An 11604-nucleotide genomic window follows, 5' to 3' on the forward strand; every position below is an offset into this window, starting at 1 on the left:
AGTAGGACGTTGCCAGGCTGTATTATTTTAAATACCATACATAATTTTATGTCTAGGTAATATAATAGTATGGTACAGTAATTTATATGTTTTTTTTATCGTCGCGGGGTGGAGCAGTCTGGTAGCTCGTCGGGCTCATAACCCGAAGGTCGCAGGTTCAAATCCTGTCCCCGCAATCTGGTCCGGTAGTTCAGTTGGTTAGAATGCCTGCCTGTCACGCAGGAGGTCGCGGGTTCGAGTCCCGTCCGGACCGCCATTTATATTGTAAAATGAGTACGAAACAAGGTTTCGTCTTTTTTTATGCAGTTTAATCAACAGCAGCTTTTTGCTCATTTATAAAAAATCAGGTAAACTACATATGGAATAGGCATCCTTAGGAGAGATCCTAAGGTTTTTTTGCACATAAATAAGGTAAAATGAAGATATGTACTATGATGTTAAAATAAAAAGGTGATTGAATGAATCAATTCGAACGAAAGACAACCGATTCTGAGGAGACTTTTCAGTTTGCTAAAAAGTTGGCGGGGTTCTTACAACCTCGGGATGTCATCGCACTGGAAGGGGACCTAGGTGCTGGAAAGACAACCTTCACAAAGGGGTTGGCTAAAGGATTAGAGGTCAAGAAAACGGTGAACAGCCCGACATTTACCATTATTAAAGAATATAAGGGGAGGTTGCCCTTATTTCACATGGATGTCTACCGGGTGGCAGATGCCTTTGAAGACCTGGGTTTTGATGAGTACTTTGAAGGGGATGGCGTGACGGTAGTAGAATGGGCACATTTAATTGAGGAGCAGCTCCCGCAGGAAAGACTGACCATCTACTTGTATCGTGAAGAAGGGGACCAAAGAAGAATGGTTTTCGTCCCGCAAGGAAAAAGATATGAGCAATTATGTAAGGAGATTTTTTCATGACGATATTAGCGATTGATACTTCTAACTATGCCTTAGGAGTAGCGCTTATTGAAGAGAATCAAGTACTTGGAGAATATATAACCAATTTAAAAAAGAACCATTCTGTTCGGATTATGCCTGCTATTCAAACCCTTATGAAAGATTGTGAGCGGGTGCCTGCGGATTTAACGAAGATTGTCGTAGCCAAAGGACCAGGCTCCTATACAGGGGTTAGAATTGGAGTAACTATTGCGAAGACGTTAGCATGGACCTTAAACATTCCACTTGTAGGTATTTCAAGCCTTGAAATACTAGCAGCGGGTGTCAGCCGTTATTTAGATGGCTATGTGTCGCCTATATTTGATGCTAGAAGGGGACAAGTATATACTGGCTTGTACCAGAATCAAGGCAATGAACTACTAGCGGTTAAAGAGGATCGCTTAGTCATGTTAGCAGATTGGGCTGAATCCCTAAAAGAGGCTGGAAAATCAATCTTATTTATCGGAAACGATTTACCACTCCATCAATCAGCTATCGAAGCCCAATTGGGATCGCAGGCGGTTTTTGCGGCTATTACGGAACATAATCCGCGTCCATCCGAACTTGCCCTTCTGGGTAAAGATAAACCTGGAGAGGACATTCATTCTTTTGTTCCAAATTATATTCGTCTGGCTGAAGCAGAAGCGAAATGGTTAGAAGCGAAAGGAAAAATATTAAATGGATAGGAATAGAGAGTTATGGTAGATTCATTTGTTTTTCGTAACATGAGGGAAGAGGACATTGACCAGATCTTAGAAGTAGAGCATGCATCCTTTACTACACCATGGAGTCGTGAAGCTTTTTATAATGAATTACACAATAATCGATTTGCAGTTTATATCGTTCTAGAGGAAAATAATAAAATCCTCGGATACTGCGGGGCATGGATTGTCATTGACGAGGCCCATGTAACGAATGTTGCGATCTTGCCTGAATATAGGGGCAGGAGACTTGGGGAAGCCATATTGGCAAAAATGATGTCAACAGCCCGAGAGATGGGAGCAAAAACCATGACTCTTGAAGTGCGTGTGTCCAATCATGTGGCACAATCTCTTTATCGAAAGCTAGGCTTTCAAAATGGCGGAATCCGTAAAAATTATTATTCTGATAATCAGGAAGATGGTTTAGTGATGTGGGTAAAATTATGAAAAAAGATCAATGGATTATGGGAATTGAAACGAGTTGTGATGAGACTGCTGTTGCCATTATAAAAAATGGCCGTGAAATTGCAGCGAATGTAGTGGCATCGCAAATTGAAAGTCATAAACGTTTTGGCGGGGTTGTTCCGGAAATTGCTTCCCGCCACCATGTAGAGCAAATTACCATCGTGACGGAGGAAGCATTGAAACAGGCAAATCTTACATTTGCTGAGATTGATGCCATTGCTGTTACGGAGGGGCCGGGACTAGTCGGTGCCTTGTTAATCGGTGTAAATGCCGCAAAAGCTCTGGCTTTTGCGCAAAACAAGCCACTAGTGCCCGTTCACCATATTGCAGGACATATTTATGCTAATAGGTTGGTAACGGAAATGAAATTTCCGCTCCTCTCCCTCGTCGTTTCAGGCGGGCATACTGAACTGGTATATATGAAGGAACATGGTCATTTTGAAGTGATCGGGGAAACGAGGGATGACGCAGCAGGCGAAGCCTACGACAAGGTTGCACGAACATTGAACATGCCCTACCCGGGCGGACCTCATATTGACCGCTTGGCGCAGGCCGGAAATCCAACAATTAATTTACCACGGGCTTGGTTGGAGGAAGGATCGTATGATTTTAGCTTTAGCGGTTTAAAATCAGCCGTTATTAATACAGTCCATAATGCCGAACAGCGCGGAGAAGTGATTGCCCCTGAAGACTTGGCTGCCAGCTTTCAAGACAGCGTCATTGAAGTGTTAGTCACAAAAACGGAAAAGGCTGTTACGGAATACGGTGTGGAACAAGTATTAGTAGCGGGCGGGGTAGCCGCCAATAAAGGGCTGCGACATGCGTTAGAAAAGGCCTTTTCAGCAAAGCCAGGGATTGAATTAGTGATTCCGCCATTATCTTTGTGTACGGATAATGCGGCCATGATTGGTGCCGCTGGCAGTGTGATGTTTGAAAAAGGAATTCGAGCAAATTTGACGTTAAACGCCAATCCTGGACTCGATATTGAACTATATAACTAAAAACTCTTCTGGATAAGAAGAGTTTTTTTGTTGATAAGATTTTCTAAATATCCGTTGAAAATGGTTTGAATGTGGATAAGTGACTTGTTTCCTGTGTATAATGTGGATAAGTAAGGTAATTATTGTGGATATTGTGGAAAAGTAAAAAAAACATTGAAACGACTCTGTTTACAATGTGAATAAGATTGTGGAAAAGTGTATAATTTTTCTCCAAACTCCTTTTATCGAATGTTGTCGATATATGTCTTTTCGAATAGAAAAAACCGAGCAATGCTCGGTTTTTACTCTGCCAACTCCGCCCATGCTTCCATTAATTGCTCGAGCTCCGCTTTCACTTTTTCATTTTTAATGTTGATTTCTAATACTTTTTCATGATTTTGAAAAACGCCAGGATCGCATAATTGCCGCTCGAATTCCTGAATTTGTTCTTCTAACTCTTCAATTCTTTGTTCCACTTCTTCTAACTTTCGTTTTCGCTGACGTTCTTGTTTCTTGCTTTCCTTATCCTGTTGATAAGTATTTTTATCAAAATCCTCTGTTTGTGCTGACTTTTTTGGAGAATCAGCGAAGGCAAGTGCGGCAAGTTCTTCCTGCTCAAGTTTCTTCTCGAGATAATAATCATAATCCCCTAAATACTCCGTACTTCCATGACGGCTTAGTTCCAAGACCTTTGTAGCAATCCGGTTAATAAAATACCTGTCATGGGAGACAAAAAGAATCGTCCCAGGATAATCGATTAATGCATTCTCAAGAACTTCCTTACTATCTAAATCCAAATGGTTCGTAGGCTCATCCAAAATTAAAACATTCGCTTTTTCCAACATAAGCTTAGCCAATGCTAGCCGAGCCTTCTCCCCGCCGCTTAAGGTTGAAACAATTTTTAAAACATCATCACCGGAAAATAAGAAATTACCTAGTACCGTTCGAATCTCTTTTTCATTTTTTAAAGGATAATCATCCCAGAGCTCATTCAAAACACGCTTATTGGAAGTTAGTTCCGCCTGTTCCTGATCATAATAGCCGATGGAAAGGTTTGTCCCATAAAGGATTGTTCCTTCAAGGGCAGGCAGTTTTTTAATAATAGTTTTTAATAGAGTAGATTTACCGATTCCATTCGGCCCTACCAAGGCAATGCTTTCTCCTTTAAAGGCTCGAAAAGAAATGGATTCTGAAACCCTTTCGCCCTGGTAACCTACAGCCAGGGAATCGGCCGTTAGAACATCATTGCCGCTTTGTTTTTCGATTTCAAACGAAAAAGCAGCTGATTTTTCATCCCCTAAAGGGCGGTCCATCAGGTCCATCTTCTCCAGTTTTTTGCGACGGCTTTGGGCACGTTTTGTTGTCGATGCACGTGCTAAATTCCGGTTGATAAAGTCCTGCAAGTCAGCAACCTCTTGCTGTTGTTTTTCAAAAAGCTTTAAATCACGCTCATAGTTAGCAGCCTTTTGATCAAGATATGAACTATAGTTGCCTGTAAACCTTTGGATTTGTTTACGGGAAACTTCATATACTTGGGTAACCACTTTATCTAAAAAATACCGGTCATGAGAAACAATTAAGATGGCCCCATGGTAACTTTGCAAATATTGTTCCAGCCAGGAAAGTGTATCGATATCGAGGTGGTTAGTCGGCTCGTCCAATATTAAGATATCGGGTTTGGTTAAAAGCAGCTTACCAAGGGCAAGGCGAGTTTTTTGCCCGCCGCTTAAACTGGATATCATCAAGGATTTATCAGGGAAATTGAGTCCATGAAGGACAGAGCGCAGCTCGGCCTCGTACTGGTATCCACCCTGCTCTTTAAATTTCACTTGCAGATGATCATACTCTTTTAGGATTCTTTCGTATTTCACATTGTCTTCAAAAACATGGGGATCGGCCATTTGCTCTTCAAGGGTCCGGAGTGATTTTTCCATTAAACGCAGCGGTTCAAAAACAGTCAGCATTTCTTCCCATATCGACAAGGAAGACTCAAGACCCGTATTTTGGGCTAAATAGCCTATTGTTACTTCTTTCGGCTTAATGATTTCTCCGCCATCATGCGACAGGTGACCAGCAATAATCTTCAATAAAGTCGATTTTCCTGCCCCGTTGCGTCCAACCAGAGCCACACGGTCTCTAGTTTGTAATTCTAGTTTAATATTCGATAAAATAAGGTCAGCACCATAATATTTTTGTAGTTGATTAACTTGTAACAAAATCATTCTCATTCACCTCTATTACATAGATTTAGTGTACCTTATTCCCGGTATGTCGGCAATAAACTGCTGAGCAGATTAGAAGGATGAGTGTCTTAACTCGGCAAAAAACCCAATATTTAGTTCAAAGTTTCACACACATATAGGGGAAAATAGTGTATGATTTGATAGGAGGATTTTTTTATGGCAGAGTTTACGCATTTTAATGAAGAAGGCCGAGCAAAAATGGTCGATATCAGTGATAAGCCTGAAACGGCACGGACGGCACTTGCTCATTCCAGCATTATCGTTAGTAAAGAAATTTATGATAAAATTACTAATAATGAGATGAAAAAGGGCGATGTCTTAGCAGTTGCCCAGGTAGCTGCTGTCATGGCCGCAAAGAAAACTTGGGATTTGATTCCGATGTGCCATCCGATTCCATTAACAGGGATTAATATTTCTTTTTCCTGGGAACAAGAGCCGGATGAGAACTATCGTTTAATGATTGCTGCAGCCGTTAAAACTACGGGGAATACAGGTGTAGAAATGGAAGCGTTAACAGCCGCTTCAGCGTGTGCATTAACGGTTTACGATATGTGTAAAGCCGTTGATAAAGGTATGGTGATTGGACCAACGTATCTTGTCGAAAAAACGGGCGGCAAAAATGGCGATTTTAAGAGAAACGAGAGAGTTACATTATAGTTAACTAAATTATCCATGGGGTGTGGGAGATTATGAGTAATGAAACAATGAAAATACCACAGGCGACAGCAAAACGGCTGCCCCTCTATTACCGATTTCTAAAAAACCTCCATAGTTCCGGTAAGCAAAGGGTCTCTTCAGCCGAACTTAGTGAAGCAGTAAAGGTAGACTCAGCCACCATTCGACGCGATTTTTCTTATTTCGGGGCGTTGGGGAAAAAGGGCTATGGATATAATGTTAATTATTTGATATCCTTCTTCCGTAAAACCTTGGACCAGGATGAATTAACAAAGGTTGCTTTAATAGGGGTAGGGAATCTGGGTACAGCATTTTTAAATTATAATTTTTTAAAAAATAATAACACGAAAATAGAATGTGCTTTTGATGTGGATCCAGATAAGATGGGAACTAAGATTCGCGAGGTTCCAGTTTATCATATGGATGAATTGGAGAAGGTTTTATCTGAGGGAGATATTTCAGTAGCCATTTTAACGGTTCCGGCTCCAGTGGCGCAAATGATTACGGACCGACTTGTGAAATCGAATATTAAGGGGATATTAAACTTTACTCCAGCACGATTGAACGTCCCTCCACTTATTAGGGTCCATCATATTGACTTAGCTGTAGAGCTGCAATCGCTTGTCTATTTTTTAAAGCATTATCCGACAGTGGAAGCCGAGGAAGAAGTATAAGATATAAAAGGGTTTTTCGCGTTTAATCAACGTGAAGGCCCTTTTTTTGTTCATAATAACTAGGACGGCCTAAAATTTACAATTGCACTTTACATGCGTAACAGTGTTATGTTACATTGTATGTGGAAAGGGGTTTTTAATATGAGCGAGGAGTTAATCTCAAAGAAAGGCCTATTAGAGTTAGCAGGAATATCCTATGGCCAGCTTTATCGTTGGAAACGGAAGGATCTAATTCCAGAAGAATGGTTTGTGCGCAAGTCCACGTTTACAGGACAGGAAACATTTTTTCCAAAGGAGAAAATCCTAGAAAGAATCGAGAAAATCCAAACGATGAAAGAAAATTTATCCTTGGATGAACTAGCAGACATGTTTTCACCCAATGTGGCGAATTTAAATTATAGCAAAGATGAACTAATAAAACGTAACATTGTTTCGACTGCGGTTGTCGATTTTTACCTAGAGCAGGAAAAGGGCAGTCTGCAATTTAATTTTACAAGAATGCTGGAAGTGTTCGTTTTAGAAAAATTACTTCAATCGGGTGAAATTAACTTGGAGGAAGGAAAAATGGTCTTGCAGGTGTTAAAGGACCATGCAGCGTTAATTAAGCAAAAAAGCTGTGAGTTGGTCATTACTCGAAAACTGGGGATGTCCTCCTGCCTTCTATTAATGAATGTAGAAGAATATCATTTTGAACGGGGAACGAAAGTAGTCGCAACGTTATCGTTGATGACCTGCATGGAAGAAATTAAAGCGAAATTATTATAAAGGAGAATGACAATGGATACGAAAAGCAGGGGAGACTTGGTCATTAATGGTTTCGGTGCATCCAATGGGGGCCAGTTCCGCGTTGTCACCATAAATGGCAGAGGGACGATTAACAGCGATTTAGAATGCGTGGATCTTGATTGTAATGGTTCAGGTATTATCAATGGAAATGTCGTTTCTGAAAAAACAAAAGTAAATGGGCACGGGAGATTCAGAGGGAATATCGACAGTCAGTTCATTACAGTCGACGGGTCAGCAAGAATTGATAAAAACCTGTCAGCAGAAAAGGTAAAGGTCAATGGTAAAGCAACTGTTGGCGGCAGGGTCAAATGCGAGGAAATCAAAATCCATGGGACCCTTACGGTGGGGGAGGATTGTGAAGCGGAAATCTTTAAAGCGGAATCGCAGTTTTCCATTGGCGGGCTTCTAAATGCAGACCAAATTAACATAAAGATGTTTGGAGAGTGTAAAGCGAAAGAAATTGGCGGGCAAACGATTGTGGTAAAGGCGAAGGGATCACTAATCGGGAATTTGCTTAAATCATTTTTTAAACCGCAGCTGGAAACAGAATTAATTGAAGGGGACAAAATTGAAGTTGAAAATACAATCGCTAAAATTGTCCGCGGGAACCAAGTAGCGATTGGTCCTAATTGTCAAATTGGTTTAGTTGAATACACAGAGGAATGTTCGATTGATAAAAAGGCCGTTGTTGCTGAAAACAGAAAGGTTTAAAGGGGGTTAAGAAAATGAAGAAGAGTGAAAATCTGATCATCAATGGCACGGGAAGTTACCCTGGCGGCCGTTACGATAAAATTAGTATTCGCGGGGAAGGAACCATTGTGAATGATGTCGAATGCGATGCATTTCACGTTTATGGAACAAGTGAAGCCGAAGAGAATGTAAAGACGGGCTTCGTTAAAGTATTCGGCGAAGCCGAGGTCAAAAGGGATTTAGAGGCTGACGATACCCTTGTCATGGGAACCATGATGATTGGCGGAAATGCTTCCTTAAAGAAAATAAAGATTTTTGGATTGCTGGAAGTCGGGGGGAGATTATCAGGTGATGAAGCGAGTATAAAGGGAAGTATCTCCGTGAATGGCGATGTGGAGTATGAGACATTTGACTCTAGTGGCGGATTTGAAATCAAAGGATTACTTACGGCGGATACGATTAAGGTAGGTCTGCGTTTTGGACAGAGCCATGCTGAGGAAATTGGCGGCGGAAGAATAACGGTGAAAAAAAGGAGTAACACATTTCTACCCTTCGGAAAAGAGGTAGGCTCCCTTAGTGCAAAAGTCATTGAAGGGGATGACATCTACCTTGAAAATACAGAGGCCGATATTGTCAGAGGCAACAAGGTTAAAATCGGCCCGGGCTGCCAAATCGGAGTAGTGGAATACAGGGAAGATTTCACACATGATCCAAAGGCAACGATAAAAACAACGACAAAGATATAAAGGAGAAATGGGATGGTAACGAAAGAAAGTAAATTAGGATTGGTTGTTGCGGGATTATTGCTGGGGATTTTGATGGCCTCGATGGATAATACGATTGTCGTTACGGCGATGGGGACGATTGTGGGCGATCTTGGCGGTCTAGAGAGCTTTGTTTGGGTTGTGTCTGCCTATATGGTCGCGGAAATGGCAGGGATGCCTATTTTCGGTAAGTTATCCGATATGTACGGCCGCAAAAGATTCTTTATTTTAGGCCTGATCTTGTTTATGGGGGGTTCCGCTTTGTGTGGAACAGCTGAAACGATCACCCAATTGAGCATTTATCGTGCGATTCAGGGGATTGGCGGCGGGGCGCTTGTCCCAATTGCCTTTACGATTATGTTTGACTTGTTTCCGCCTGAAAAGCGCGGAAAAATGGGCGGTCTATTCGGAGCCGTTTTTGGATTATCGAGTATTTTTGGTCCGTTGCTTGGCGCCTATATTACTGACTATATCAGCTGGCATTGGATTTTCTATATCAATTTACCACTAGGGATCTTATCATTCATTTTTATTATCATTTCTTATAAGGAATCACCGATTCACAAAAAGCAAATAATTGATTGGTCAGGGGCGGTGACCTTGGTCGGCGCAGTGGTATGTTTAATGTTTGCGCTCGAACTGGGCGGACAAAAATATGACTGGAATTCAAGCGTAATCCTCAGCTTGTTTGCAGGCTTCGCCATTCTGTTTTTAATCTTTTTATTTGTGGAGGCAAAAGCGAAGGATCCAATTATTTCGTTTTCAATGTTTAGGAACCGCCTGTTTGCAGGGAGTACGATTGTGGGCTTATTTTACGGGGCAGCATTTATGGCCTCGACCGTTTATATCCCGATTTTTGTGCAGGGGGTTTATGGCGGTACGGCCACCAATTCAGGATTAATCTTATTGCCAATGATGCTCGGTTCAGTTGTTACCGCACAAGCGGGCGGTTTTTTGACGACGAAGATGAGTTATCGGAACATAATGTTTATATCCGGAGTTATTTTGATTGGCGGCTTATTGTTATTGAGCACGATTACACCTGATACAAAGAGAGCGGTGTTGACGCTTTACATGATTATCATTGGTCTAGGGGTGGGCTTCTCTTTCTCCGTGTTAAGCATGGCAGCAATTCATCCGTTTGGAATCGAGCAAAGGGGCTCAGCTACATCGACAAGTAACTTTATTCGTTCCTTAGGTATGACAATCGGGATCACGATTTTTGGAACGATCCAACGAAGTGATCTCAAAGAAGGGTTGGAACATGCTTTTGCTGGGATGGGGCCGATTCCAAAGGGGCAGACCTTCGGGGATTCTCGCGCAATCTTATCGGAAGAAGCAAGAAAATTAATCCCGCCGCAGATTCTCGATAAAATAACAGAAGCACTCTCAAGTTCCATCGTTCACACCTTTACATGGGCACTCGTCCCCGCAGGCCTCGCCTTCCTCTTTATCTTCATCCTAGGAAAAGAGCGGATGGTCCTAAACCGAAGCGAGGAGACGTCAAAATAAATGTAAAAGCAAAAGAATAAGAAAAGGTGTCAGGCACCATGTGAAAATTTCACATGGTGCCTGACACCTAATTTTTTTTCTGCTTCTTTAACTTATCTTTGTATTTGATGTAAAAGATGATCATTTTTAGGCCTGAGCCAAAGTCGAAGGTGGCTAACAGGATAAGCAGGTAGCTGAAGAATCCCCAGCCATTACTTTGGACATGATCGATGGCAAAGTAAGTAAATAGGGCGCCGAGGAGAAAGTAAATCAAGCCGGAAAACAAGGGTGAACGTCTCATAGAAAGCCTCCGATAAAATTTTGAATTGCCTCAGCTTGTCTTTGCAGTCGTTCAATATCGTCTTTGTAAACAGACTGAACCAAGACAACCAAGGTATTCATGGCCACATGGGCAAAGATTGGTACAAAAATGGATTTTGTTATCACATAAAGAAAGGCGAAGGTAAAGCCCATCGCTGAATAAAGCAAAATGTGCTGGAACTCCATATGCGCTGCAGCAAAAATGACCGAACTGATAAGTGCCGAAATAAAGAAGTTATATCGATTATGAAGCGATCCGAAAATGATTTTTCGAAAAACGATTTCTTCTAGAATTGGTCCAATGATGCTCGTTACAATGATTGCCAATGGGAAGGCCTCGATAATGGTTAGTATGTCTTTTGTGTTTTCAGACCCCATTTCCACCCCTAATAAGTTCTCGATAATTGCGGCAACGTATTGGGCAAAGAGCGCAAGGAAGATGCCGGCAATAGCCCATATCACCGAATGACCAATTGAACCGCCCTTCTTTCTAAAGTCGCGATTGTTCATTTCCTTTCGCAACATAAAAATAATGATGAATAAAGCAATCGTAAAACTAGCGAGGAGCCATGAAGGAACAGCAAGTCTTTGATTGATTCCAAAATATTTAAAGCCATACAAAAAGAGTGGTACTCCGATAAGACTGGAAAACTGCATAGCAATGTAAACAACCATAATCATCCAATAATTTCGTTTCAACTATCTAGTCCCCTTTAGATTCCATTTTATATTTTTGGTCGAATAGGTCATTTATAATCATCCATTTTACAAGGATGCAAAAACGCTCAAACCTTTTATATATACTATTCTTCATTCTACTCTTAAAACCGGTATTGTTTCAATTTAGAAATACTTTTAAAAAAGAGGTATAGAATATCGTGT

At 41.3% G+C, this 11604-nt stretch carries 13 protein-coding genes and 2 tRNA genes; 12 read left to right on the top strand and 3 right to left on the bottom strand.

The features are described from left to right. Positions 1–102 precede the first annotated feature (102 nt). The 6 genes from V7137_RS26145 to tsaD all read left to right on the top strand — a co-directional run bounded on the left by V7137_RS26145 (position 103) and on the right by tsaD (position 3099). Positions 103–176 (top strand) — tRNA-Met (locus tag V7137_RS26145). 3 nt (positions 177–179) lie between these two features. Further along, positions 180–256, top strand: a tRNA-Asp gene (locus tag V7137_RS26150). A 202-nt stretch (positions 257–458) separates the two neighbouring features. Then, entirely contained in the window at positions 459–914 is a 456-nt protein-coding gene (gene tsaE, locus V7137_RS26155) for a tRNA (adenosine(37)-N6)-threonylcarbamoyltransferase complex ATPase subunit type 1 TsaE (RefSeq protein ID WP_218351249.1), read from the top strand. Then, positions 911–1618: a tRNA (adenosine(37)-N6)-threonylcarbamoyltransferase complex dimerization subunit type 1 TsaB gene (gene tsaB / locus V7137_RS26160; protein ID WP_335700780.1), complete on the top strand. Its 708-nt coding sequence runs from the start codon at positions 911–913 to the stop codon at positions 1616–1618. The genes tsaE and tsaB overlap by 4 nt, the downstream gene beginning before the upstream one ends. 12 nt (positions 1619–1630) lie before the next feature. After that, positions 1631–2080, top strand: coding sequence for a ribosomal protein S18-alanine N-acetyltransferase (rimI, locus tag V7137_RS26165; protein WP_335700781.1), 450 nt, complete (start codon positions 1631–1633; stop codon positions 2078–2080). Further along, positions 2077–3099 carry a tRNA (adenosine(37)-N6)-threonylcarbamoyltransferase complex transferase subunit TsaD gene (tsaD, locus tag V7137_RS26170; protein ID WP_335700782.1) on the top strand — a complete coding sequence of 341 codons (1023 nt, stop codon included), beginning with the start codon at positions 2077–2079 and terminating at the stop codon, positions 3097–3099. The genes rimI and tsaD overlap by 4 nt, the downstream gene beginning before the upstream one ends. 281 nt (positions 3100–3380) lie before the next feature. On the opposite strand, the gene V7137_RS26175 is transcribed toward tsaD, so the two are convergent. After that, on the bottom strand, positions 3381–5300 hold the full coding sequence (locus V7137_RS26175; protein ID WP_335700783.1) for an ABC transporter ATP-binding protein: 1920 nt from the start codon (positions 5298–5300) through the stop codon (positions 3381–3383). A gap of 177 nt (positions 5301–5477) precedes the next feature. Between V7137_RS26175 and moaC the strand changes: the two genes are divergently transcribed. From moaC to V7137_RS26205, 6 genes are all read left to right on the top strand, one after another. Continuing rightward, positions 5478–5978, top strand: coding sequence for a cyclic pyranopterin monophosphate synthase MoaC (gene moaC / locus V7137_RS26180; RefSeq protein WP_335700784.1), 501 nt, complete (start codon positions 5478–5480; stop codon positions 5976–5978). Between the two features lie 32 nt (positions 5979–6010). After that, the gene (locus tag V7137_RS26185; RefSeq protein ID WP_335700785.1) at positions 6011–6670 is read left to right on the top strand and encodes a redox-sensing transcriptional repressor Rex; all 660 of its coding nucleotides are present in this window, start codon (positions 6011–6013) and stop codon (positions 6668–6670) included. A gap of 141 nt (positions 6671–6811) precedes the next feature. Next, positions 6812–7435, top strand: a complete 624-nt coding sequence (locus V7137_RS26190) for a YhbD family protein (RefSeq protein WP_335700786.1) — start codon at positions 6812–6814, stop codon at positions 7433–7435. 12 nt (positions 7436–7447) lie between these two features. Further along, entirely contained in the window at positions 7448–8167 is a 720-nt protein-coding gene (locus V7137_RS26195; RefSeq protein WP_335700787.1) for a polymer-forming cytoskeletal protein, read from the top strand. Positions 8168–8181: 14 nt separating this feature from the next. Next, entirely contained in the window at positions 8182–8892 is a 711-nt protein-coding gene (locus V7137_RS26200; protein WP_335700788.1) for a cytoplasmic protein, read from the top strand. Between the two features lie 12 nt (positions 8893–8904). Continuing rightward, positions 8905–10422, top strand: coding sequence for an MDR family MFS transporter (locus tag V7137_RS26205; protein WP_335700789.1), 1518 nt, complete (start codon positions 8905–8907; stop codon positions 10420–10422). A gap of 67 nt (positions 10423–10489) precedes the next feature. Here the strand turns inward: V7137_RS26205 and V7137_RS26210 are convergent, their stop codons facing one another. Then, the gene (locus V7137_RS26210; RefSeq protein WP_335700790.1) at positions 10490–10702 is read right to left on the bottom strand and encodes a YdiK family protein; all 213 of its coding nucleotides are present in this window, start codon (positions 10700–10702) and stop codon (positions 10490–10492) included. Next, positions 10699–11421 (bottom strand): CPBP family intramembrane glutamic endopeptidase, encoded by a 723-nt coding sequence (locus tag V7137_RS26215; RefSeq protein ID WP_335700791.1) that lies wholly within the window; start codon positions 11419–11421, stop codon positions 10699–10701. The genes V7137_RS26210 and V7137_RS26215 overlap by 4 nt, the downstream gene beginning before the upstream one ends. Between the last annotated feature and the right edge of the window lie 183 nt (positions 11422–11604).

This window comes from Neobacillus drentensis, assembly GCF_036962765.1.
GTDB classification, from domain to species: Bacteria; Bacillota; Bacilli; order Bacillales; family Cytobacillaceae; genus Neobacillus; species Neobacillus drentensis_C.

Bases quoted from the DNA above. Each gene is read 5' to 3' on its own strand.
- tsaE (WP_218351249.1), top strand. From the start codon at position 459: ATGAATCAATTCGAACGAAAGACAACCGATTCTGAGGAGACTTTTCAG.
- tsaB (WP_335700780.1), top strand. From the start codon at position 911: ATGACGATATTAGCGATTGATACTTCTAACTATGCCTTAGGAGTAGCG.
- rimI (WP_335700781.1), top strand. From the start codon at position 1,631: ATGGTAGATTCATTTGTTTTTCGTAACATGAGGGAAGAGGACATTGAC.
- tsaD (WP_335700782.1), top strand. From the start codon at position 2,077: ATGAAAAAAGATCAATGGATTATGGGAATTGAAACGAGTTGTGATGAG.
- V7137_RS26175 (WP_335700783.1), bottom strand. From the start codon at position 5,300: ATGATTTTGTTACAAGTTAATCAACTACAAAAATATTATGGTGCTGAC.
- moaC (WP_335700784.1), top strand. From the start codon at position 5,478: ATGGCAGAGTTTACGCATTTTAATGAAGAAGGCCGAGCAAAAATGGTC.
- V7137_RS26185 (WP_335700785.1), top strand. From the start codon at position 6,011: ATGAGTAATGAAACAATGAAAATACCACAGGCGACAGCAAAACGGCTG.
- V7137_RS26190 (WP_335700786.1), top strand. From the start codon at position 6,812: ATGAGCGAGGAGTTAATCTCAAAGAAAGGCCTATTAGAGTTAGCAGGA.
- V7137_RS26195 (WP_335700787.1), top strand. From the start codon at position 7,448: ATGGATACGAAAAGCAGGGGAGACTTGGTCATTAATGGTTTCGGTGCA.
- V7137_RS26200 (WP_335700788.1), top strand. From the start codon at position 8,182: ATGAAGAAGAGTGAAAATCTGATCATCAATGGCACGGGAAGTTACCCT.
- V7137_RS26205 (WP_335700789.1), top strand. From the start codon at position 8,905: ATGGTAACGAAAGAAAGTAAATTAGGATTGGTTGTTGCGGGATTATTG.
- V7137_RS26210 (WP_335700790.1), bottom strand. From the start codon at position 10,702: ATGAGACGTTCACCCTTGTTTTCCGGCTTGATTTACTTTCTCCTCGGC.